The sequence below is a fragment of the Methylomonas sp. Uni0009 genome (genome assembly GCF_054188105.3).
In genome coordinates this window covers 651465-673796 of the sequence record NZ_JBTAFN010000001.1, presented here as the reverse complement: position 1 = coordinate 673796, position 22332 = coordinate 651465, and the positions used below count along the sequence as shown (strand labels likewise).

At 49.1% G+C, this 22332-nt stretch carries 21 protein-coding genes; 16 read left to right on the top strand and 5 right to left on the bottom strand.

The window, feature by feature from the left end; genetic code table 11:
- The first annotated feature begins 10 nt into the window (after positions 1 to 10).
- The 3 genes from rpsD to rplQ are packed head-to-tail and all read left to right on the top strand — an operon-like array spanning position 11 to position 2064.
- On the top strand, positions 11 to 631 hold the full coding sequence (gene rpsD, locus ACWAU0_RS03145; protein WP_458138294.1) for a 30S ribosomal protein S4: 621 nt from the start codon (positions 11 to 13) through the stop codon (positions 629 to 631).
- 23 nt (positions 632 to 654) lie between these two features.
- Positions 655 to 1665: a DNA-directed RNA polymerase subunit alpha gene (locus ACWAU0_RS03140; RefSeq protein WP_458138293.1), complete on the top strand. Its 1011-nt coding sequence runs from the start codon at positions 655 to 657 to the stop codon at positions 1663 to 1665.
- Positions 1666 to 1683: 18 nt separating this feature from the next.
- A complete protein-coding gene (rplQ, locus tag ACWAU0_RS03135; RefSeq protein ID WP_033157205.1) occupies positions 1684 to 2064 on the top strand; it encodes a 50S ribosomal protein L17 in 381 nt (126 codons plus the stop codon).
- A gap of 99 nt (positions 2065 to 2163) precedes the next feature.
- On the opposite strand, the gene ACWAU0_RS03130 is transcribed toward rplQ, so the two are convergent.
- The 3 genes from ACWAU0_RS03130 to ACWAU0_RS03120 form a co-directional block, all read right to left on the bottom strand.
- Complete coding sequence (locus tag ACWAU0_RS03130) at positions 2164 to 2742, bottom strand: DNA-deoxyinosine glycosylase (RefSeq protein ID WP_458138292.1); 579 nt, start codon at positions 2740 to 2742, stop codon at positions 2164 to 2166.
- A 69-nt stretch (positions 2743 to 2811) separates the two neighbouring features.
- Positions 2812 to 3561 carry an IS5 family transposase gene (locus ACWAU0_RS03125; protein WP_129871393.1) on the bottom strand — a complete coding sequence of 250 codons (750 nt, stop codon included), beginning with the start codon at positions 3559 to 3561 and terminating at the stop codon, positions 2812 to 2814.
- A gap of 92 nt (positions 3562 to 3653) precedes the next feature.
- The gene (locus tag ACWAU0_RS03120; protein WP_205453364.1) at positions 3654 to 4688 is read right to left on the bottom strand and encodes a type I glyceraldehyde-3-phosphate dehydrogenase; all 1035 of its coding nucleotides are present in this window, start codon (positions 4686 to 4688) and stop codon (positions 3654 to 3656) included.
- Between ACWAU0_RS03120 and ACWAU0_RS03115 the strand changes: the two genes are divergently transcribed.
- Entirely contained in the window at positions 4675 to 4926 is a 252-nt protein-coding gene (locus ACWAU0_RS03115) for a hypothetical protein (RefSeq protein ID WP_205453365.1), read from the top strand. The two genes, ACWAU0_RS03120 and ACWAU0_RS03115, sit on opposite strands and share 14 nt — an antisense overlap.
- A gap of 7 nt (positions 4927 to 4933) precedes the next feature.
- Here the strand turns inward: ACWAU0_RS03115 and ACWAU0_RS03110 are convergent, their stop codons facing one another.
- Complete coding sequence (locus tag ACWAU0_RS03110; protein WP_458138291.1) at positions 4934 to 5503, bottom strand: Smr/MutS family protein; 570 nt, start codon at positions 5501 to 5503, stop codon at positions 4934 to 4936.
- Between the two features lie 64 nt (positions 5504 to 5567).
- Here ACWAU0_RS03110 and surE point away from each other — a divergent pair, with 64 nt between their 5' ends.
- Positions 5568 to 6323 (top strand): 5'/3'-nucleotidase SurE, encoded by a 756-nt coding sequence (gene surE / locus ACWAU0_RS03105; RefSeq protein WP_033157202.1) that lies wholly within the window; start codon positions 5568 to 5570, stop codon positions 6321 to 6323.
- The gene (locus tag ACWAU0_RS03100) at positions 6320 to 6982 is read left to right on the top strand and encodes a protein-L-isoaspartate(D-aspartate) O-methyltransferase (RefSeq protein ID WP_205453367.1); all 663 of its coding nucleotides are present in this window, start codon (positions 6320 to 6322) and stop codon (positions 6980 to 6982) included. The genes surE and ACWAU0_RS03100 overlap by 4 nt, the downstream gene beginning before the upstream one ends.
- Positions 6983 to 7051: 69 nt before the next feature.
- Here the strand turns inward: ACWAU0_RS03100 and ACWAU0_RS03095 are convergent, their stop codons facing one another.
- Positions 7052 to 7975 carry a matrixin family metalloprotease gene (locus tag ACWAU0_RS03095; RefSeq protein WP_205453368.1) on the bottom strand — a complete coding sequence of 308 codons (924 nt, stop codon included), beginning with the start codon at positions 7973 to 7975 and terminating at the stop codon, positions 7052 to 7054.
- A 362-nt stretch (positions 7976 to 8337) separates the two neighbouring features.
- Between ACWAU0_RS03095 and ACWAU0_RS03090 the strand changes: the two genes are divergently transcribed.
- The 10 genes from ACWAU0_RS03090 (at position 8338) to ACWAU0_RS03045 (ending at position 22330) form a co-directional block, all read left to right on the top strand.
- Positions 8338 to 11106 carry an Hsp70 family protein gene (locus ACWAU0_RS03090; RefSeq protein ID WP_458138290.1) on the top strand — a complete coding sequence of 923 codons (2769 nt, stop codon included), beginning with the start codon at positions 8338 to 8340 and terminating at the stop codon, positions 11104 to 11106.
- 277 nt (positions 11107 to 11383) lie between these two features.
- On the top strand, positions 11384 to 12091 hold the full coding sequence (locus tag ACWAU0_RS03085) for a sugar phosphate nucleotidyltransferase (protein ID WP_458138289.1): 708 nt from the start codon (positions 11384 to 11386) through the stop codon (positions 12089 to 12091).
- Between the two features lie 17 nt (positions 12092 to 12108).
- A complete protein-coding gene (rfbH, locus tag ACWAU0_RS03080; protein WP_458138288.1) occupies positions 12109 to 14562 on the top strand; it encodes a lipopolysaccharide biosynthesis protein RfbH in 2454 nt (817 codons plus the stop codon).
- Positions 14559 to 16421: a thiamine pyrophosphate-binding protein gene (locus ACWAU0_RS03075; protein ID WP_458138287.1), complete on the top strand. Its 1863-nt coding sequence runs from the start codon at positions 14559 to 14561 to the stop codon at positions 16419 to 16421. Before rfbH ends, ACWAU0_RS03075 begins: the two co-directional genes overlap by 4 nt.
- Positions 16422 to 16425: 4 nt before the next feature.
- Positions 16426 to 17073: an HAD family hydrolase gene (locus tag ACWAU0_RS03070; protein WP_458138286.1), complete on the top strand. Its 648-nt coding sequence runs from the start codon at positions 16426 to 16428 to the stop codon at positions 17071 to 17073.
- Entirely contained in the window at positions 17066 to 17854 is a 789-nt protein-coding gene (locus tag ACWAU0_RS03065) for an aldolase/citrate lyase family protein (RefSeq protein WP_458138285.1), read from the top strand. Before ACWAU0_RS03070 ends, ACWAU0_RS03065 begins: the two co-directional genes overlap by 8 nt.
- Positions 17855 to 17866: 12 nt before the next feature.
- Complete coding sequence (locus ACWAU0_RS03060; protein ID WP_458138284.1) at positions 17867 to 18949, top strand: radical SAM/SPASM domain-containing protein; 1083 nt, start codon at positions 17867 to 17869, stop codon at positions 18947 to 18949.
- Positions 18950 to 18952: 3 nt separating this feature from the next.
- The gene (locus ACWAU0_RS03055) at positions 18953 to 19795 is read left to right on the top strand and encodes an NAD-dependent epimerase/dehydratase family protein (protein WP_458138283.1); all 843 of its coding nucleotides are present in this window, start codon (positions 18953 to 18955) and stop codon (positions 19793 to 19795) included.
- On the top strand, positions 19788 to 21062 hold the full coding sequence (locus ACWAU0_RS03050) for a radical SAM protein (RefSeq protein WP_458138282.1): 1275 nt from the start codon (positions 19788 to 19790) through the stop codon (positions 21060 to 21062). The genes ACWAU0_RS03055 and ACWAU0_RS03050 overlap by 8 nt, the downstream gene beginning before the upstream one ends.
- A 281-nt stretch (positions 21063 to 21343) precedes the next feature.
- Complete coding sequence (locus tag ACWAU0_RS03045) at positions 21344 to 22330, top strand: class I SAM-dependent methyltransferase (protein WP_458139191.1); 987 nt, start codon at positions 21344 to 21346, stop codon at positions 22328 to 22330.
- Positions 22331 to 22332: the final 2 nt, after the last annotated feature.

Genomic DNA, 22332 nt, shown 5'->3' with positions numbered 1-22332 from the left:
AGTAAATTTAATGGCAAGATATCTTGGTCCTGCTTGCAAGCTGAGTCGTAGGGAAGGTACTGATTTATTTTTGAAAAGCAGAGGTAAATCTCTGGAAAGCAAATGTAAATTAGAACAAAGACCTGGTCAACATGGTGCTAAGCGTACAAGGAATTCTGATTATGCTATGCAGCTCCGCGCCAAACAGCGCTTGCGCCGCATATACGGGGTTTTGGAAAAGCAATTCCGGAACTATTACAAAGCTGCTGACCTACAAAAAGGCGCTACTGGTCAAAATTTACTTGATTTTTTAGAGTCTCGATTGGACAACGTTGTTTACCGTATGGGCTACGCTGCTACCCGAGCGGAAGCAAGGCAGTTGGTGTCTCACAAAGCGATTTTGGTAAACGATAGATTAATTAATATACCTTCATACCAAGTCGCTGCCGGCGATGTAATTAAGGTTAGAGAAAAAGCTAAGAGCCAACAACGTATTAAAGACTCGCTGATTGTTGCCGAGCAGTATGGCTTTCCAGTTTGGGTAGAAGTTAATTCCAAAGAGATGAGTGGAACATTCAAGTCTGTGCCTGATCGCGTGGATTTAGGCTCTGACATCAACGAGCAGCTGGTTGTTGAGCTTTATTCTAAGTAATAAATAAGTCCAGGATTTAAATTATGCAGAGTTCTATTGTTGGCCTACTTAAGCCTAGACTTGTCGAGGTGATTAACGACTCGGCCAACCACTCGAGAATCGTTATCGAGCCTCTGGAGCGCGGCTTCGGGCATTCTTTAGGCAATGCTTTGAGGCGGGTCATGCTGTCTTCAATTCCAGGTTGCGCAGTTACAGAAATTTCTATCGAAGGCGTGTTGCATGAATTCACCACGATAGAAGGTATTCAAGAAGATGTCATAGATATCATACTGAACCTTAAGAAACTTGCTGTCGTCGTTCATTCTAAGGATGAAGTGACTCTCACGCTGGCTAAATCGGGTGTTGGTGTCGTAACTGCTCGGGATATTGAACTACCCCATAATGTGGAGTTAGTAAACCCGGATCTGATAATCGCAAACATCAACAATCAAGACTGCTCACTCAACATCAAGATTAAGGTTGAGAGAGGTCGGGGTTATGTTCCTGCCAGTCTGAGGAAAGAGATGAATGACGACGCGCCGGTCGGTGTTTTAATGGTTGATGCGGCGTTTAGTCCTATAGTAAAGGTCGCTTATCATGTAGAAAGCACTCGTGTCGAGCAACGCACCAATCTGGATAGGCTCGTTATAGAATTGGAGACAAATGGTACGGTTGATCCTGAGCAGGCGATCAAATTGGCCGCTTCGATTCTTCATGACCAGTTATCTGTTTTCGTAGATTTTGAAAAAGTTAACGAACAGATACATGAGGAGGTGGCAATTGAGGAAGAGTCGTTCGATCCAGTCTTGCTACGCCCTGTAGACGATTTGGAGTTGACGGTTCGTTCTGCCAACTGCCTAAAAGCGGAAAACATTTTCTATATCGGCGATCTGATTCAGCGGACCGAAGTGGAGTTGTTGAGGACACCTAATCTGGGTAAGAAGTCGTTAACGGAAATTAAAGATATTCTTGCAATTAAAGGTCTGTCATTGGGTATGCGCTTGGAAAACTGGCCACCTGAAAATCTGGCTGATCAATCGCAAGCTGGAATTTGAATATAAGGCATTTGAAAAATGAGACACCGTAAATCTGGAAGACAGTTAAATAAAAATAGTAGCCACAGAAAAGCGCTATTTAGCAACATGGCTTGCTCTTTGTTTAGACACGAGTTAATCAAGACAACGTTACCAAAAGCAAAGGAGTTGCGTGTGATCGCTGAGCCTTTGATTACATTATCTAAAAACGACTCTGTCGCGAAACGTCGCCAGGCGTTCTCTAAGTTGCGTGATAGAGATGTTGTAACGAAATTATTTAACGAGCTTGGTCCAAGGTATCAGTCCAGAAACGGTGGGTATTTGAGGATTATTAAGTGCGGATTTCGGCCTGGTGATGACGCACCTATGGCTTACGTCGAGTTGGTAGATAGGCCAGAGCCTGTACAAACTGAAGAATAAATGCCATTGGGTATTTAATATTGGGCTTGTAGCGGCAGATTAGCTATACGGCTTCTCTGCCGTTTTTGTTTGTGTACTGTTCAGCGTTAATTTATATTCCTAGAATATATTTCTTGGTCTGCTTGTTTGGTTTGTTTTTGAAGTCTCTATTGTTTCGCTGTAAGTGGCTTCTGCTATTGCTGTTGTTAATATGCGCCAACTATCCAGCTTTTGTTGAAAAGCCATCGTTGCATGCGCCGGGCTTGTAGAGGGTAATCGGTGGTACGTAAACCGATCTGTGCATATATAAGGTTGAACATGCTTTTGAAAGGTTTTTTCTGCAGTTAAGCCATTAAAGAATATATGCGTAATATAGGGGTGGTTTAGGAAAAATCCTGGAAAATCATTCGTAACAATACTGTTTTTGTCTATTTTTGCATCGAGACTACTGTTGTGCCGATGGCATGACTTAACTACATCCCATAGTGCAATGCCGGCTAATTTGATTGATTCCATTCTCGCTAAGTATGAGCTACTAGGATTGAGTTCCAGAAGTTCGGTTATGATAGGCCAAAATTGATTCTGTGGATGCGCGTAATATCGATTAGCCTCCAGGGATGCTTTTCCAGGGATGCTGCCCAGAATCAAAACTGTTGCATCCGGTGAAGAGGCCGCTGAGAAGCTTGTTATTCGGTTCATTCTGCCAGAATGTGATCGGGTTTCATTGAGTGTTCGGTAAACTTGCGGGCACTAGGGGCTGTTGCCGTTTCACATCGGTAACCATATAAATGCACAAGCCAGGGCGATAGCACCTTCAAAATTGCGTTTTAGTTTGTCATATCGGGTGGCAATAGCTCTAAAATGTTTCAGTCGCGCAAATACGTTTTCAACGAGGTGGCGATATTTATAGAGACACCAGTCCATTTCCTCATTCCCGACTATTGAATTTTGTTTTCTTGGGATGATGGGGACTGTGCCTTGGTCTCGAATTTGAATCCGTAACGGCTCGCTGTCATACCCTTTGTCTGCAATCATGTAGCCCGCCTGGGGGAGCTTGGCCACAAATTCCGGCGCTTCTTTGCAGTCATGTACTTCGCCCCCCGTAATCGAGAACTGGATGGGAAGTCCACCGGCATCAACCGCCATATGGATTTTGGTCGTGTTGCCTGCGACCGATTTCCCGATGGCTGTTGGATTTTCATGGGCGCCGCCGCTACTGTGTTGATGGGCTTTAATAATGCTGCCATCAATAAATAGCCATTCCAAATCAGGCTCAATCACTAGCGCTTGAAAGATACCCCTCAGCTTTTCTTGCAGTGACCAGGCATTGAAGCGCTTGTACACGGCATTCCACTTGCCAAAAGCGACGGGCAAGTCTCGCCAAGGGCAGCCAACACGCAAGCGATAAAAAATCCCTTCGACCGTTTGCCGAAGACCGGGTTTGTCGTAAATGCTGAAACTCAACATAATCGTTTTTAGCTTTTCCCAGTGGGTATCTGTAAGCAGTTGGCGTGGCATTCGCTAGCTATCGTTTGATTGAAAACTCAATCAATATGGCTCGCCAATCGATTTTCAAAGGGATTATGACAAAATGGCAACAGCCCCTAGTTTTATAAAATGCCCAATACGTCTAATACTCGGCAGCAGTATGCGTGCTCATTGTCGTGCATTAAAGATAGGCCGAGATGGTGGCCTTGGCTGACAGTCAGATGATGCATCAACAATATTGCGGAATATTGGGTTTCCATATAGTCGATGCTAGCCTTTTGATGGCCCCATGCGCCATAGTCACAATGAATAATTCCTGCTAATTGTTTGTTGGCGTAGTCTTCAAACAGTTCTACACATTCTTCTAGTGACGTTTTCCTAGAAAGAGTGGCTGTTAAATCAATAACTGAGACAATTGCAGTTGGCACTCTGTAGGACATAGCGTCCAATTTGCCTTCCAGTCTTGGTAATACCAATGTCGTGGATTTACCTACGTTCGTGCTGGTTGGGATAATGGAAGACGCGCACCCGCGGCCAAGTTGGGATGATGCGTGATAACCATCCAATACACGTTGATCTGAAAGTTGCGGATGGATAGTGATGGCTCGGGCGAAATTGATGCCAATGTGCTTATCAAGTACATGACAGATAGGAACCAGAGCGTTACCCGTGCAGGTACTGGCCGAGATGACGTCATGGTGTAATGGATCGTACGCCGAATGATTTACTCCGAATACCACACTGATATCGCAACCGCTGACATTCCAAGTGCAAAGGATTTTTTTAGCGACTTCCTGCGTTATCAATGAGCGGAAATCATGGATTGTGGCGGTGCCCGTGGCGTCAAATAATACATCGAGATCAAATTGGCGCAATACTTCCCAGCTGCCGTCCTCGGGCGAACTACGGCGCCGGTCTACCTTCTGATAGCGAACTCTTTTGCCGTCTATGATTAAATCGTCGCCATCGCAATCTACATTAAATGGGGGGCGGCCATAGGTGCTATCGTTTGCTAACAGGTAAGCAACGTGATCGATAGCCATTACGTCACAGACTACACGTATATCGAATCTGCCGCCTTTTTCTTGTGCGAAATTTCCTCTTAATACCCCGCGACCAATTCTGCCTAAACCCACGATCCCAATGTTAAGGCTCATTGTTGAAAATCCCCGCTTCGATAGTGCTTTGCGTAGAAACGCCAATTTCTCCTGTGGTTTGGAGAGGTCGCTGGTGTTGATTTGTGGTCATGGCGTTGGTTTCGTTATTATTTTCATGATAAGGAGCAGCAATGCTGAAAAACTAGAGCAACAAGCCGGACAAGTCAAGGCAAAGCAAAATATAGCGAACGGAGTTGCGTTTGTTTGGGTAGAGGCGGGAGATTTTGGAGTAGCCTAAACGGGCGTTATTGAGGCTCGTCTTCGGATGTCACAAATTTTTCTGATAAGCGTAACAGTACGAACAATGCACCTGTACCGCCAGCCTTGGGGGGAGCGGAGCAAAACGCCAGGACATCTTTATGTTGGCGTAGCCAGAGATTAATATCATTTTTTAAGACTGGCTGATTGTCCGTAGAGTTGTAGCCCTTGCCGTGAATGATTTGCACGCAGCGATAACCGTCTTCAACGCAATAGTGTAAAAAGCGCAATAATTGCTGTTGTGCATCGCGGCTGCTTAAGCCATGTAGATCGATGTCGGCATCCAGACCGTAATACCCCTTACGAAGCTTTTTGATGACGCTTTTTTGCATGCCTGGCACCAGGAAGGCGATCTTGTCTTCTTGGAACAGGGTCTCCAAGCTACCCTCAACATCTTTTTGTAACGGATCAACCTGCTCGAGCGGCTTAAATGAAGGCATTGGCCGCGGTTTCTTATCAGGCTTAAGAATAACGGTATTGGTGTCTATGGTTTGGACTTTGCCGATCGAGTTTCGAAACAAGAGGACATCGTCTGCGGAAGTGGTTTTTTTTGTCACGTAAGCTGCTGGTTTTGCGCTTTTTTTGCTACTATGCGGGAATTTTAAAGCGTTTTACGGCAGTATGCACATACTAATCAGCAACGACGACGGTTATTTAGCGCAAGGCATCAACACATTGGCCGAAGCTCTGCGTCAACACGCCAACGTATCAGTAGTGGCGCCAGATAAAAACCGGAGTGCCGCAAGCAATTCTTTAACCCTGGATATGCCTTTGCGCGCCACTCAATGTGAAAACGGTTTTGTCAGGGTGGATGGTACGCCGACGGATTGCGTTCATCTGGCGATTACAGGACTATTAGCGAACGAACCGGATATGGTATTCGCCGGTATCAATCATGGCGCCAATCTTGGCGACGATGTGCTTTATTCGGGCACCGTGGCTGCGGCTACCGAAGGGCGTTTTCTTGGGCTGCCTGCGGTGGCTATCTCTTTAGCATCCAGCGACCCTAAACATTTCGATACGGCGGCACATGTGGCTGTGACAATAATGCAAAAAATCCTCGCTCATCCCTTGCCGGAAGACACTTTGTTAAACGTCAACGTGCCTGATTTACCGATTGCTGAATTAAAAGGTTATCAATCTACCCGACTCGGGCAGCGGCACAAAGCGGAACCAGTAATACGTTCCCATGATCCGCGGGGGCAGGTTATTTACTGGGTGGGACCGCCCGGCAGCGAACAAGACGCGGGGCCAGGTACTGATTTTGATGCGATAAGAAACGGATACGTGTCCGTAACGCCGTTACAGTTGGATTTAACGCGATATGAACGATTGGAGGGATTGAGCGAATGGCTGGCAATGGAGGCGCTCGTATGAGTAGACGCATCCAGGGTATAGGCATGACTTCTCGGCGGACCAGGGAACGGATGATTTCTAGGCTGCGCGAGCAAGGCATCTATAACAGTAAAGTCCTGGCGGTAATGTCTGACACACCTAGGCATATTTTTGTCGACGAAGCTTTGGAGAGTCGCGCTTATGAGGATACTGCCTTACCTATCGGCCACAATCAAACTATATCGCAGCCGTATATCGTTGCCAAAATGACGGAATTGCTATTGGAGAAAGGTCCGCTGCTCAAAGTACTGGAAATTGGTACGGGTTGCGGCTACCAAACCGCAATATTGTCGAAGCTGGTAGCGCAAGTTTATTCGGTGGAACGGATTGCGCCGTTGATGAAAAAAGCCCGGGATACCCTATGGGAGTTGGGTATCAAGACTGTGGGTTTTAAGCATAGCGATGGTGGCTGGGGCTGGCCGGAGCACGCGCCATATGATGGGATATTAGCTGCCGCCGCACCGGCGGAAATTCCGGAAGCCTTACTTGAGCAAATGGCTGTGGGCGGTGTAATGGTGATTCCGGTCGGGCTGGAAGGGATGCAGGAATTACATCGGGTAACCCGCACCGAGCAGGGCTTTGAGGATGAAGTAATAGAGCGGGTCAGTTTTGTGCCGTTTTTATCAGGTGTCAGTCAATAAGTTTTAATCGCTTTATCGCGCCGGTTTTATTAGCCAATTGGCGTGTCCGGCGCGACAGTGATGAATTGGCTAGAAATTCAAATGCTGCTTACGTTTGCTGGCAATAAAACCCAATAAAGCAGAGCCAAATAGCCAAACGGCGGAAGGAACCGGCACAGCGGTTACCGAAACTTGCCAGCCCACATCTTTCAGCGCGGCGAGGTCGAGTTGCGTAAATACTTTGCGCGTGCCGACGCGCAAAGTAGGGTCCATGGCGGCTTCTTGCTCAATCCCGTTTACCGTGCTTTTGGTGCCCTCTAACCAATGAACCTTATCGCCCTCCAGTGGTACATTGCCGCCATAAGCCGCTACCGCATTAGCACCGGTAAAGCCGGAGCCTGAGGCTTGATTATCCCACGAGTCCGAACTGCCTAGGCCCAATAAGTGGCCCAACTCATGCAGTGCCACCGAATAAAAATCATTACCGCTAAATGTCTCGGAGGTAGAAAGATCCGGGTCGAAATACCAGTTTGCCGAACTGCTGAAGGTCAATTGACCACCCCATGGCGCAAAATCAGTTGCTGACGGGCCGGTCGTATTTGACTGTCCACGTTGTGCTGCATTGGTCAAAAAATCTTGGGTGCCGCTGACGCTGTAACCGCCATAGCCGCCATAGCCCAGGTTGCCGGCGCCCATGGTCTGTCCACCCACAAACACCGTGAGTGTGTCGGCTGCCACGCTGAAATTGCTCAGAGTCGTGCTGGCGCCGGTATCAGGACGTTGAAATACCGCGCTGAAATTATTGATGCCGCCGGATGTAATCGCAGTCAAGCTGTCGGTTAAGATACCTCCCAAAAACCCGCCTGCGGCATCCAGGATGTCTCGTCTACTTGCGTTGCTGCCGGAGAAAAATCCGCCGTCGTAGGTGTAGTCGAAATTGATGACGACTGCCTCTGTTGATTGGCTGGCGGCCAGCAACACGACGCCGGCTAGTGCGGATGGTTTAATAAGCATGAATTTAACTCGCTCAAGTTGGTTAATAATTGCTGCGGTGCCTGGTCTTGATTCAGACTCGACTACTTTACAGCGCTAGATCTTGTTCTCGGTGGGCGCATTCAGTAATGCAATGCACTGATGGTTGCCGTAGGCGGAAAGTAACATCGCAAACATTAGGCGCGCAAGCATTTTATTCGAAACACATCGAAAGATTGTTCTTGGTGGAAATTTATTTCACTTGGCAACCACGGTTTGGATAGTGCTATCTAGAAAAACGAGAGTGTTCGATCAGAAAGCCGACTAAAATAGGCGCTCGCGCGCGCCTGCTTGAATACTTGTCAGGCTGCCCTACATAATTAGAATAAACATACTAAGTCCTTTTGAAAAACTACACTGCTACTTATTCGGTCGGAATCGATCTAGGTACCACCCATACGGTGGTCGCGTACTCCGATATAGGCGACCCTGCTAAAGCTATTCACTTGTTCGAAATTTCTCAGTTGATCGCGCCAGGCGAAGTGAGCGCCAAGCCACTATTGCCGTCGGTGCGATACCATCCCGCGCCAGGCGAAATAACGGAAGAAGCCGGATTTTTGACTCAGGAAAAAGGCGCTGTGCTTGGTGAAGCGGCGCGCTTGTTGGGGGCAAAGTCGCAAGGTCGATTGGTTACTAGCGCTAAAAGCTGGTTGTCGCACACCTCAGTCGATCACAGCGCGGCCATTTTGCCCTGGGGCAGTGACGACTCGGTATTTAAAGTCTCGCCGCTGGAAGCCAGTGCTAGTTATTTGAGACATGTCTGCGCCGTTTGGGAGCACCGTTTTCCCAAAGCACCACTTGCTCTTCAGGAAGTGGTGATTACGGTGCCAGCGTCCTTTGACGAGTCCGCGCGATCCTTAACATTGGAGGCGGCCAAGATGGCCGGCTTGAGCGGTGTAAGATTGCTGGAAGAGCCGCAAGCAGTCTGTTACGACTGGCTGCGCCGGCATGCCGGTACCATCAAATCCAGTCTGGCCGATAGGCGCTTATTGCTGGTTTGCGATGTCGGTGGTGGTACTACCGATTTGACCTTGATCAAGATTGAGCAGGGGGCTGACGAGCCTAAGCTGACGCGCATAGGTGTCGGCGACCACCTGATGTTGGGGGGCGACAATATTGACCTGGCTCTGGCGCATCTAGCGGAAAGCCGCTTGCGAACCGGCGATAAAAAACTCTCGACTGCCGATTTATCGCAATTGCTGGAGCAATGCCGGATCGCCAAGGAACAGCTATTAGCCGACGACGCGCCCGAGCAGGTTGCCATAACCTTGTTGGGTGGCGGCTCCAGGTTGATTGGCGGCACAAAAAGTACGTCGCTGAGCAAAGAAGAGGTTAAGCAAATTGCATTGGATGGCTTTTTACCCATGTCCGGTTTGCAAGACCTACCGGATAGGAAGCGTAGCGGCGTAGTGGAGTTTGGCTTGCCTTACGCGGCGGAGCCGGCTATCAGTAAGCATATTGCCGCCTTTTTGCAAATGCATGCCCAGGCTGCGCAAATGGCGTTCAGTGGAACGGGCACAGAGCATCAAATAGTCCCCGACGCCTTATTACTGAACGGCGGCGTGTTTCGCAGTCCGGCCATGGTGCAACGCTTAATCGATTTATTAGCCGGTTGGCGCGGCGGGCACCCCCCCTTATTGCTGGATAACAGCCATCCGGAATTGGCGGTGGCTTACGGCGCGGTCAGTTATGCGGTTGCCCGCCGAGACAAGAAGTTGAAAATCGGCGGTGGCGCCGCCCGTAGTTATTTTCTGCTGGTTGATGCCGCGGCCAAAAGTGGTGATGGTAAGCCTGGGGGGCATGGCGTTTGTATCCTGCCGAAAGGAAGCGAGGAAGGTCATGAGATTTTGTTAAGTGATCGGCAATTCGCTCTCCGGGTGGGCCAACCGGTACGTTTTCATTTGTTGTCGAGCAGCGGAGACGGAACTTACCAGCCCGGCGCAATAGTCGAGCTGGATGACGAGCGCTTCCACAGTCTGCCGCCGTTGGCAGTGGCGTTCGAAGGCCAACTGAAAACCGAAGTGGCGGTGCAATTACTGGCGACATATACCGAAGTCGGTACTTTGCAATTGCAGTGCGTAGCGGTGGCAGACTCCAACCAGCGTTGGGATGTAGAGTTTCAAATTCGCAAAAAAGCCCAAACAACCGTCAATGCCGAATTACCTAGTCAATTACCGCAAGCGCTGGAAAAAATTCAGGCCGTATTCGGCGCCAAATCCAAACAAGTCGATCCGCAGGCTGTAAAAATTTTGCGCGCCGAGCTGGAAAAAGTTCTCGCTGCACCGCGCGGCGACTGGCAAACCCCGTTGCTGCGCGAGTTGTTTACGGCCTTGTTGGAAGGCAGTAAATATCGGCGGAGGAGCGAACAGCACGAACGCCTCTGGTTAAGTCTGGCCGGCTTTTGCCTGCGGCCAGGTTTTGGCTACCCGCTTGACGATTGGCGGGTAGAGCAGCTTTGGAAGCTATATGCGGAAGGCTTGCAATTCGTCAACGAAAAGCAAAACTGGGCCGAATGGTGGACCTTATGGCGGCGCGTTGCCGGCGGCTTGAGTGCGGATGCCCAGCAACGCATCTTTAACGACATCGCTAAATACATCAACCCGGCTGCCGCGCGCCAGCCCGGCGTCTCTAAGCAACTGGCGACACGCGGTTACGAAGATATGGTGCGTTTGGCGGCGGCGCTGGAAAGACTGACAATTACCGATAAAATTCAACTGGGCGAATGGCTGCTAAAGCGTCTGGAAAAAGCCGGGGAACCCGAGCAAAGTTGGTGGGCGGTCGGCCGTATCGGCGGACGGATTTTATTTCACGGCAGCAATCATCAGGTTATTCCAGCCGCCACGGTAGAGAGTTGGCTGCAACAGCTACTGAAAGCTGACTGGAAAAAGCTAACCCAGGCCGGCTTTGCCGCCACCTTGCTGGCCAGGCGCTGCGACGATCGGGCCAGGGACATCGACGATCAGCTGCGCACGCAGGTGATCGACAAGCTCAAACAAACTAAATCCCCATCTTCCTGGATAGACATGGTCGCCGAATTCAAACAACTGGACGAACAACAGGAAAAACAAGTCTTCGGTGAGGCGTTGCCGCCGGGTTTGAAGCTGATATTTTAGTGTACTTGTATTCATAATAGCTAGCGTAGACGGGCTTGAAAATAGCTTACAGAGCTATTAACGAACAACGAGATAGCTGTTGACCTATACAATACCGCGATTGATCAAGGGTGCCTCGCTACAAACATTTGTCGAATGCTTTGATTTTCTGGCTCGTCTTTTGCTTTGTTAGAAGTTTTAGATCCGTAAGATGATCAGATGTCAAAAATTTGGCTACCCTATTTAGATTCAGAGGGAGTGTGAAGCATGAAAGCGATTGTTTTGGCGGGTGGTATGGGTGCGCGCTTATGCGAAAACCTTTATTAAACCCAAACCGATGGTTGAGATTGGCGGGCGACCTATGCTGTGGCATAGCATGAAAATTTATTCCTACCACGGTATAAACGAATTCATTATCTGCTGTGGTTATAAGGGATACCTGATTAAGGAATATTTCGCCAACTATTTTTTGCACATGTCCAATATTACCTTCGATATGGCCAACAATCGGATGCATGTTCACGAAAACAATGCCGAGCCATGGCGCGCCACCTTTGTAGACACCGGTGACTATACCGCCACGGGCGGGTGTTTGACACGGGTCAGGGGATATATCAAGGATGAAGAGTATTTTTGTTTTACTGATGGTGACGGTGTCAGCAACGTGAATATTGGCGCAATGATCGAGTTTCACAAATGCCAAAAAACCCTGGCAACAGTGACTAAAACTGTTCCGCCGGCCAAGTTCGGGGATTTGGATATTGACAGTGAGCGGGTTAATTCCTTTCAAGAAGAACCGGAGGGTGACAACAATATGGTGAATGCGGGTTCTTTGTACTATTGCCGAAAGTCATTGATTACATTGACAACGACAAAACTAGCTGGGAAGGGCGGTCGCTGGAAAGCTTGGCTGAACAGAGACAGCTGGCGGTATATCGACATGACGATTTCTGGCAACCGATGGACGCCTTACGTGCGTGACAAGTTGCAGCTGGAAAAACTGTAGGACAGTGGATTGGCACTGTGGAAAGTCTGGTAGTCGATTCCGCGTTCTCGTGGGGTAAATCGGTATTTTTGACCGGACATACCGGCTTTAAAGGCGTGTGGCTGGCGTTATGGTTGCAACGATTGGGTGACAAGGTGTCGGGTTTGGCACTAACGCCGGAACCCCGACCCTACCTATACGGAATAGCACAGGTGGCGGACGGTATGCATGCGCAAATCGGAGATGTCAACGATTTGCCGGCGGTACTCCAGGTCGTTCAACAAGCTCAGCTGGAGATTATGATGCATCTGGCAGCACAGCCCTTGGTCAGGCGATCTTACGCCGATCCGCTTGCTACTTACCAAGCGAATGTCATGGGTACCTTACGCGTGTTGGAGGCTATCCGTTCCTGCTCCAGTGTGAAACCGACGGTGATGGTAACGACCGATAAATGTCACGACAATCGCGAGTGGCTGTGGTCGTATCGGGAAAGTGACGGATTGGGTGGTTATGATCCTTACAGTAGCAGAAAGGCGTGCATGGAGATTTTGGTGGCTGCTTATCGCAATAGTTATTTCTACCAAGGCGTTGTTGCAATTGTTACCGCCCGAGCAGGTAAACTGATTGGCGGTGGTGATTGGGCTCAGGATAGGTTAGTGCCGGATTTGGTGCGAGCTTTGGACGGCAACCGGGCTATTGTACTCAGAAATCCGCTGGCGAGCAGGTCTTGGCCGCATGTGCTGGAGCCGCTGGCTGGTCATCTATTATTGGCTGAATGCCTGTACCGGGAAAGAAAAGGCTATGCCGAGGCGTGGAGTTTTGGCCCAGGGCACTATGCACATCAGAGCGTGGGCTGGATTGTTGATTGCGTAGTGGAGCGTTGGCCGAAGTTGAGCAAGCAAATCGATGCCAATGAGCAACAGCATGAGGCGTATCTGTTGACCCCGGATTCCAGCAAAGCTAGAGCCAGGTTGGGCTGGCATGGTTACTGGAATTTGTATCGGGCCTTGGAAAAAAAACCTGGACAGGTACGAAAATCATCAAGCGGGACGCGATATGAAAAGCCGGTGTTGGACCCAAATCGACTGTTACAACCAATCGGGCGGGTCCGTATGAGCCAGTCGACCGAATTGGATGCTCTACGCGCGGAAATTCCCGGCTTGGTCGGGCGCTATGCCGAACTGGCGTTTGCCGCCCGGGAGTTTTTGCCGGGTGTCACGCCGATAGCGCCGTCGGGTAAGGTGGTTGGCGTGCCAGAGTTGCAACATCTGGTTGAATCATCGTTGGACGGTTGGTTGACAACCGGGCGTTTCAATTGCGACTTCGAATCACAATTGGCCGCCTTTATCGGCGCCAAGCATCTGCTAACCGTCAATTCTGGCTCATCCGCCAACTTGTTGGCGGTAGCCGCACTTACCTCACCGCAATTGGGCGGACGAGCCTTGCAGGCCGGCGACGAAGTGATTACCGTAGCCGCCGGATTTCCGACCGCGGTCAATCCGTTGCTTCACTATGGCTTGGTGCCGGTGTTTGTCGATATTGTGCTTCCGACCTATAACATCGACGTCGATCAAATCGAAGCCGCGATTTCGCCAAAAACCAAGGCCATCATGTTGGCTCATACCTTGGGTAATCCGTTCGATTTGACGGCGATCATAAAATTGGCGCGGCGATATGGCCTGTGGCTGATCGAGGGTTGTTGCGACGCCTTGGGCTCGACTTACACGCCCTTCGAACCGATTGTCGATGCCCAGGGCAAAACCATCCAAGCCGGTGAAACTCACCATGTCGGCACGTTTGGCGACATCGGTACCCTGAGTTTTTATCCGGCCCACCAAATCACCATGGGCGAGGGCGGTGCGGTGTTTACCAGCAACGGCGTGTTGAAGCGAATTCTGGAGTTGTTTCGCGATTGGGGCCGGGATTGCTTTTGCGAGCCGGGGCGCGACAATACTTGCCGCAAACGTTTTGAATATCAGTTAGGCGAACTGCCTTTCGGGTTCGACCATAAATATACGTATTCTCACGCAGGCTATAACATGAAGATTACTGATATGCAGGCGGCGTGCGGTTTGGCCCAATTAAGCGGATTGCCTGGCTTTGTGGCGAGTCGTCAGGAAAACTTCACATTTTTGAAAGCCGGGCTCGCTAACTGCGAAGCGTATTTGCTGTTGCCTGAGCCAGCGTTTTTTGCTTCGCCGGCTTGGTTTGGATTCCCCATTACCATCAAAGACCCATCAGCTGTGCAACGTGCCAACCTAATACGCTATCTGGAACAACACAAAATCGGAACGCGTTTGTTATTCGGCGGCAATTTGACTTGCCAACCTTACATGATGGGACGTCACTTTCGTGTTGTTGGTGAGCTGTTGAACACCAACAAGGTAATGAGAAATACATTTTGGGTGGGGGTGCAACCTTCCTTGAACCGGGAGGTGCTTGCTTATATAGCGGCGACTATCCTGTGCTTCTTGCGGGTGAATCCACAATGACTCAAAAAAATCAACGTGTAGCTGACTATATCGCGTCTCGATGTGTGGAGGCTGGGGCAAAGCATGTATTCCTGGTAACCGGCGGGGGAGCCATGCATTTGAATGACGCATTTGCCAGAAACAAGTTGCTCACACCAATTTGCTTTCACCACGAGCAGGGCGCGGCCATCGCGGCGGAAAGCTACTACCGGGTCAGCAACCGGCTAGCCGTCGTCAACGTTACAACCGGGCCGGGCGGCATCAACGCTTTGAACGGGGTGTTTGGCGCCTATGTTGATTCAATCGGTATGTTAGTAGTATCCGGCCAAGTTAAGCGTGAAACCCTGGCCATGAATTATCCATTGCCATTGCGCCAACTTGGCGACCAGGAAGTCGACATCGTTACCATGGCTAGAACTGTCGTCAAATATGCGACGGTTTTACAAGATCCGCAAAAAACCAAAGAGGTATTGGATAAGGCGATTTTCCTTGCAACCCATGGTAGGCCTGGGCCGGTTTGGATCGATGTGCCGGTTGATGTGCAAAGTACGCTGATTGCTCCAGATGAGCTGGCAGGATGGGACATCAGGGATACCCAAACTTTGCTGGCCGACAATGACGTAAGCGAAAACACCAAAGCGGAATTAGCAGAACTCGGTAAACAAGATATTGGGTCAATAATGAAGCAAATTCTGGGGCAGCTGAAAAATGCACAAAGACCGGTGATTCTGGCGGGTACAGGCGTTCGTTGTGCAGCTATGTCCGATGAATTTTTGGAATTGTTAGAAAAGTTGAAAATACCTGTAGTCACAGGCTGGAATGCCCATGACCTGGTGCCTAACGATAATCCTTTTTTTGCGGGTAGGCCGGGAACTGTCGGTGATCGGGCTGGCAATTTTACAGTACAAAATGCAGATTTTTTATTGGTTTTGGGCTGCCGATTGAATATCAGGCAAATCAGTTATAACTGGTGTAGTTTTGCCTCAAGGGCATGGAAGGCTATGGTTGACGTCGACAGTGCGGAACTGAACAAACCAACCCTGGATATTGATCTGAAAGTGCATGCCGATCTGAAAGACTTTATTCCTGCCTTCAAGGCGGCCTTGGCGGGGCACGGCCCCTCAAGCCAACACACGGCCTATTTGCATTGGTGTTTGGAACGGGTGAAAAAATACCCGACCGTACTGCCCGATTACCGGCAGCAACAAAAAACGCCCATCAATCCCTACTTTTTCATAGAAACCCTATTTGCCGGACTGGCTGCCGACGAGGTGGTGGTGGCCGGTAACGGCTCTGCCTGTGTCATTGGTTTCCAGGCCGCAAATTTGAAGCCGGGCCAACGGCTGTATACCAATTCCGGCGATGCATCGATGGGTTACGATTTGCCGGCCGCACTCGGTGCTAGCATTGCTCTCGACGGCAAGCGTATCGTGTGTTTGGCCGGCGATGGCAGCCTGATGATGAATCTGCAAGAGTTGCAAACCGCGGTGGGGTACGGTTATCCGGTTAAAGTGATTGTGCTTAACAACCGCGGCTACCACTCGATACGGCAAACCCAACAGGCTTACTTTGCCGACAATCTGTTCGGCATCGATGCCGACAATGGCGTTAGCCTGCCTGATTTCGTTGCCGTGGCTAAAGCCTTCAATATCCGAGCCGCTAAAGTCTCATCCATTGGCGATTGGTCTCGGGCAGAGGTGAAAGAATTGATGCAGAGCAATGAGCCGGCATTGATCGAAGTCATGCTGGACCCGGAACAGCCTTTTTCACCCAAGCTTGCGTCCCGAAAGCGGGAAGACGGCAGCATGGTGTCGCCGGCTCTGGAAGACATGGCGCCCTTTCTGGATCGGGACGAGCTGGCCCGGAATATTGTCGGTTAATGCCATGAAGATAAAAACTATCGTCTTCGACCTGGACGGCACGTTGGTGGACAGCGGCAGAATGGTCGCCGCCATTCTGAATGTCATGCGAGCAGAGCTGGGCAAGCCGGCACTGTCCATGGCTGACTTCTTGCCTTGGCTTAGCCAGGGTGGCGAGCAACTGATAATGCATGGGTTGGCAATTGATGGCGCGGATGTGCAAACCAATCTGAACTATTTTCGTCGGCAATATTTCGACCGGCCAACGCCTGTCGATTCGCTGTACCCTGGCGTCGCCGACATGTTGGCGGCACTATCCGGCCGAGATCATCGGCTGAGCATTTGTACCAATAAACCGCGGCGGCTTGCGGAAAAGGTCTTAACTGAAACGGGCATCAGGGATCATTTTTCTTACATCTGTGCCGGCGACGATTTGCCGACTCGTAAACCCCACGCAGATAATTTGAGAGCCTGCCTGGAATGTTTCGGATTGACGCCTGAGAACGGTATCGTGGTGGGCGACAGCACGGTAGATCAAACCATGGCGGCACGTTTGAATATGCCGTTTTATTTTTATCGAAACGGCTACGACGATGGCGTGAGAGCCGGCGACGCTCATTATGCCTTCGATCATTACCACGAGTTATTGACGGAAATAGTGAGCTATGAATAACCGCGAACGACAAATGCTCGACATATTGAAACAGCTGAAAGCAATTGGTTGTGTTGCCGTTAAAGCGGAATTTGAAGCGGAAGGCACCCGTGTCGACGAATTGTTGCGGTTGTTGGAAATTGCCAGGAAGGCAGATCTGGGCGTAGCCCTCAAAATTGGTGGCTGCGAGGCTATCCGCGATCTGATAGAAGCCAAACAGTTCGGGGTGGAATATATCATCGCCCCTATGGTGGAAACGCCCTATGCCCTTGCCAAATTCATCGCCGCCAAAAACAAGGTCTTCAGTCAGGATGAGCAGGAAGACACCAAGTTCTTGTTCAATGTGGAAACCCTGACCACCTATCAGCATCTTGAGCAAATGATCGCGGTGGCCGCTTCTGAGCACGGTGTGGATGGCATCGTCGTCGGCAGAGTCGACTTCGTCGAATCGCACGGCTGGTCCCGAGAGGATGTGAACTCGGCGGCTATGACCAATTACTGCCTGGACGTTGCTGCTGAGTGCAGGCAAAAAAGCTTGGACATCGTAGTTGGCGGCGGCGTATCACTGGATGCGTTGCCTGCTTTGCGGGAAATTAAGCAATTGAAGCTCGACCGATTTGAAACTAGAAAGATTATTTTCAGTTCCCTGGCCTTGGATAATGCTGAGATTGACAAAGCTTTGTTGAGCGCTGTGCACTTTGAGTTATTGTGGCTGCTGAATAAACGGGATTACCACGGATTTATTCAGTCGGAAGACGCTAAAAGAATCGATATGTTAAACAGCAGATGGAACATACTATAACGGACCCGAATTATGAAAGCTAAAATACAACCGAGAATCCATTCTGCGCCCAAATCCAAGCTAGAAGATAAAATTCCGTTAGCGACCCCGTTCTCGGTACATATAGACGTTTCCAGCGTCTGCAATTACAAATGCAGTTTCTGTTTTCAGGCCGATAACAAGGCAATGAAAGAGGCCAGCCTAAAACGCGGCATGATGCCTTATGAGTTATTTGCCAAAATCATCAACGACCTACAGGAGTTTCCGGAGCGTATCAAAAAAATAAAAATCGGCAATCACGGCGAACCCACGCTGCATCCCGATTTGCCGAAAATGATCGATTACGCCAGAAAATCGAACAAGGCGGAAATCGTCGAATTATTTACCAACGGCTCCAAGCTGGAACCGGCACTCAACCGGCAACTCGTAGACGCCGGCTTGCAACGTATCAATATCTCTCTGGAGGGCTTGTCGGATGATCGCTATAAACAGGTGACGGGGGTTAAGCAGGATTTTAATGCCATCATCGAAGGCCTGCGCCACCTCTATTCGATACGGGGCGAATGCCGCATATATGTCAAAGTGGCTGACCAAACCAGCGCGCTTGATGAAAATAGCGACCAAGTATTTGTACTAAGCCAGGAAGAGCGAGACTATTTTTATCGAACCTTCGGCGATATCTGTGACGAAATTTATATAGAAAAAATCGTGCCGCAGTGGGCCGAAGTGCAGCTCGGCAAGCAAAATACCGTGTCCGACACCGGCATGTACAACCAAAACACCAAATTCGACAAAGACGTCTGCCCGTTTATATTCATGTATTTGCACTTTAACTGGGACGGTACCACCAGCCCTTGCACGCTGGACTGGCCAAAAAAAGTCGTCATAGGCAATGTGCAACAGGAATCGGCCTTGGAGATTTGGAACGGCATGCAGTTAAAGTATCTGCGAAATGCCATGCTCTATGGCAAAAGATCCTGCATAAACTTTTGTAACCATTGCTCCGCTCCGGTGGTGTGCGTCGAGGAAGACCTGGATCCTTACAAAGAAAAAATTCTCAAAGCCATAGCCTCCGACGCAAACGATCTTTTGCATAACCCCTGGCTGGTATCCTAAAAAATGAAAGTATTGATATTGGGCTCAACCGGATTTATCGGCAGAAACCTGTCCGAGCAACTGGATGCCGGCAAATACCAGTTGTTAACGCCCAAGCGCCAGCAGCTGAACTTATTGGACTTCGAGAACGTGCAAAACTATCTGAGCGAAACCAAGCCGGATGTGGTCATCAATTGCACGGTTAATATCAATTCGGTTCATGAAAACATGCAGGTTTTCTGTAATTTAGAAGCCAACAACCAATATTACGGAAAAATGCTGCACATCGGTTCCGGTGCAGAATATGACGGCAAGCATTATATTCCCTATATGGCCGAAGATTATTTCGGAAAATACGTGCCATCCGATATCTACGGCTTATCCAAATACTGCATAGGAAAAATAATCGAAACATCGGACAAACCGATTTACAACCTAAGGGTGTTCGCTATATTCGGCAAATACGAAGACCATAGCAGGCGATTTATTTCAAATAATTTGGTCAATGTCATCCGCGGACAGAAAATTACCGTCAATCAAAACTCGGTTTTCGATTATTTGTATGTCAACGATTTCGTAAAAATCATCGATGCCGTTATTGGTCGCGAGTTGAAATTCAAATCGTATAATCTGTGCACCTCGCGACCCGTCGAATTGACTCAACTGGCTGAATACATCAAGAACGTTACGCAAACGTCGGGTGACATCAATGTTGTCAATCCGGCGATCAAGGCTACTTATCTAGGAGATAACGGTCGCCTTGTAAGTGAGCTCGGCGCCATTACGTTCACGGATTTCCCTGCATCGATTGCCAGCCTTTACCACTGGTACCTGGACCAATTCAAAAACGGCCTTATCGATGCTTGAAGCCAAACAGAAATTGCTGACAACCATTGGCCAAAGACGCGTTTACATCTGGGGAGCGCGCATGACGGGCTTGGGATTCAAGCGGTTTTGCGATGGTCATGGCATCTCTGTAGCCGGTTTTGTCGATTCCGATCCGGCATTTGTCGGCAGTACAATTTCAGGCGTGGATGTGCTTACGCTAGAGAATATCGCAACTATCGACAAATCCGGTTGCTGTATTGTCATCGCCGTTTCGATCAAGGAAGCCGAAATCGTCCAATGTGCCAAAGGCATGGGCTTCAGCGACGAAAATCTGCTGTGTTATTCAGACTATTGTTCGGTTTTTTACACGATAGATGTGGTCGGCACCTGCAATTTAAAATGTCCCTCCTGCGCGCACAGCATGGAAGACATTGCGATATCGCGCGGGACCATGCCGTTTGCCGACTTCAAAGCGGTTACCGACAAAATACTGGCCGAAAACGCCATAACGACCCACGTCAGTTTATACAGCTGGGGCGAGCCTTTTCTGCATCCGCAGCTACCGGACATCGTAGAGTACCTTCACGGCAAAAATATAGCCGTTGCCCTTTCCAGCAATCTTTCGCTGCCGGATTCGAACCGGATCAGGGACGTCATCCGGAAGTCGCCGGACTATTTAAAAGTATCGACTTCCGGTTATTACCCCGACGCCTATAACAGTACCCATACCGGCGGCGATACCAATTTGGTTAAATCCAATTTATACAAGCTGCGCTACTACCTGGATAAATACAATGCATCCACCGTGGTGGATGTGAACTACCATCTCTACAACAATAACAACGGCAACAATCTGCAAAAGTACCGTGAGTTGTGCGACGAACTCGGCTTCATTCTGTCGACTACCTACGCTTTGGTGATGCCGCTGGAACGGGTTATAAAGTACTGCCAAGGCAGGCCGGAAAAAGACACGCTGGCCTTGCACGACTATTTATTGGTTGGCATAGATGAAGGCATCCGGGCTTCCAATCAAATCCAATTAATCGGCTGCCCTTTTCGCGATAATCAAACCAACATTTCATGGGACTTATCGGTTCCGGTTTGCTGCACGGTATTTGAACGCGACAACCAATTACTAACAAGCAATTTTCTGGAAACGCCTCGGCAGCAAATCGAAGAGAACAAAAAAAACATAGCGTTGTGCTCGCAATGCATGTCATACGGCTTGCCGGCTTACAATATGGGCTTTAACCGGAAAGGATGGGACGTGATCGCCCAAGGTAAAGAGAGCGATGATAACCGCTGATCAACAATCCGGTCGTAATGCAATAAAGCAACCAAGGCTCAGGCAATGCGATTAAGCAAAGGGTTTAAAAGAGATTAACACTGCTCATGACAGACGACCGTATTCATACCATCATGCCAGTAGCCGAGTTTTTCTGCCGATTGTGCAAATCGGATTTGCTTACCCATCTGGACGATATTGGGCCGTTTCCCAAAGCCGCCCAATATTACCCAGAGCCGGACGAATTCACCGGCGACCATGGTGTGGTATTGCACCTTTACAGATGCCAGGAATGTGGGTTGGTGCAGTTAGCCAATGCGCCTGTAGATTATTACAAAACTGTTATCACAGCCGCCACGTTATCGCCAAACTTGAAACAAAACAGGCTTAGTTATTTCGGAGACATCTTCACCAAATTGTCGTCACCCAAACCCACAGCTATTGAAATTGGCTGCGCCAGCGGTGAAAACCTCGAATTGTTAACCGAAACCGGTTTTGACGGCATCGGCATAGAATACAGGCCGCACCATTTGTTAAAAAACCAGATTAGCCGCCGCAACATTATCGATTGTTATATTGAAGAATTGGATGGCTCGCATGCTAGTAAATATGACTTTGTAGTGAGTTTTAATTATCTAGAGCATCAACCTAACCAACATGAGTTCTTGAAAAAACTTTGGGCAATTACCAAGCCCGACGGTTACGTTTTGATTACCGTGCCTAATTTAGATTACTTACTACAGACTCATTGCCTGTACGAATTCGTTGCCGACCATTTGGTTTATTACACCGCCAATACATTGGTCGGAGCATTTGCCAAATTCGGTTTCTCGATCATCGAATGTCGTTTAATAAACAATGAAAACGATATTTTCCTGCTGGTAAAAAAAGTAGCCCGAACTGATTTAGACATCTCCCGCTTGAAGCTGGCTAAACTGGTCAATGTTTTTAACGACTTACTGACTGATCTGACGAACAAAGGCCATAAAATTGCGGTTTGGGGTGCTGGCCACCGTACTCTGGCACTGCTTTCCTTGGTTAGCTCGGATTTGTTGACCTGCATACTGGACTCGGCTGAATTCAAACAAGGTAAATATGCCCCGGTCACCCACCTGCCAATTTTGTCGCCGAATATTCTAAACTGTCCGGAAAACATAATAGATGTGGTTATCGTGATGCTACCGGGTGTTTTTCCTGCGGAAGCTGTTAAATCGCTTAAGCTGTTAAATAACGGCGTTATCGTATATCAATTTGTCAACAACTGTTTTATGTTGATGAATCATGATTAATA

Bases quoted from the DNA above. Each gene is read 5' to 3' on its own strand.
- rpsD (WP_458138294.1), top strand. From the start codon at position 11: ATGGCAAGATATCTTGGTCCTGCTTGCAAGCTGAGTCGTAGGGAAGGT.
- ACWAU0_RS03140 (WP_458138293.1), top strand. From the start codon at position 655: ATGCAGAGTTCTATTGTTGGCCTACTTAAGCCTAGACTTGTCGAGGTG.
- rplQ (WP_033157205.1), top strand. From the start codon at position 1,684: ATGAGACACCGTAAATCTGGAAGACAGTTAAATAAAAATAGTAGCCAC.
- ACWAU0_RS03130 (WP_458138292.1), bottom strand. From the start codon at position 2,742: ATGAACCGAATAACAAGCTTCTCAGCGGCCTCTTCACCGGATGCAACA.
- ACWAU0_RS03125 (WP_129871393.1), bottom strand. From the start codon at position 3,561: ATGCCACGCCAACTGCTTACAGATACCCACTGGGAAAAGCTAAAAACG.
- ACWAU0_RS03115 (WP_205453365.1), top strand. From the start codon at position 4,675: ATGTTAAGGCTCATTGTTGAAAATCCCCGCTTCGATAGTGCTTTGCGT.
- ACWAU0_RS03120 (WP_205453364.1), bottom strand. From the start codon at position 4,688: ATGAGCCTTAACATTGGGATCGTGGGTTTAGGCAGAATTGGTCGCGGG.
- surE (WP_033157202.1), top strand. From the start codon at position 5,568: ATGCACATACTAATCAGCAACGACGACGGTTATTTAGCGCAAGGCATC.
- ACWAU0_RS03100 (WP_205453367.1), top strand. From the start codon at position 6,320: ATGAGTAGACGCATCCAGGGTATAGGCATGACTTCTCGGCGGACCAGG.
- ACWAU0_RS03095 (WP_205453368.1), bottom strand. From the start codon at position 7,975: ATGCTTATTAAACCATCCGCACTAGCCGGCGTCGTGTTGCTGGCCGCC.
- ACWAU0_RS03075 (WP_458138287.1), top strand. From the start codon at position 14,559: ATGACTCAAAAAAATCAACGTGTAGCTGACTATATCGCGTCTCGATGT.
- ACWAU0_RS03070 (WP_458138286.1), top strand. From the start codon at position 16,426: ATGAAGATAAAAACTATCGTCTTCGACCTGGACGGCACGTTGGTGGAC.
- ACWAU0_RS03065 (WP_458138285.1), top strand. From the start codon at position 17,066: ATGAATAACCGCGAACGACAAATGCTCGACATATTGAAACAGCTGAAA.
- ACWAU0_RS03060 (WP_458138284.1), top strand. From the start codon at position 17,867: ATGAAAGCTAAAATACAACCGAGAATCCATTCTGCGCCCAAATCCAAG.
- ACWAU0_RS03055 (WP_458138283.1), top strand. From the start codon at position 18,953: ATGAAAGTATTGATATTGGGCTCAACCGGATTTATCGGCAGAAACCTG.
- ACWAU0_RS03050 (WP_458138282.1), top strand. From the start codon at position 19,788: ATGCTTGAAGCCAAACAGAAATTGCTGACAACCATTGGCCAAAGACGC.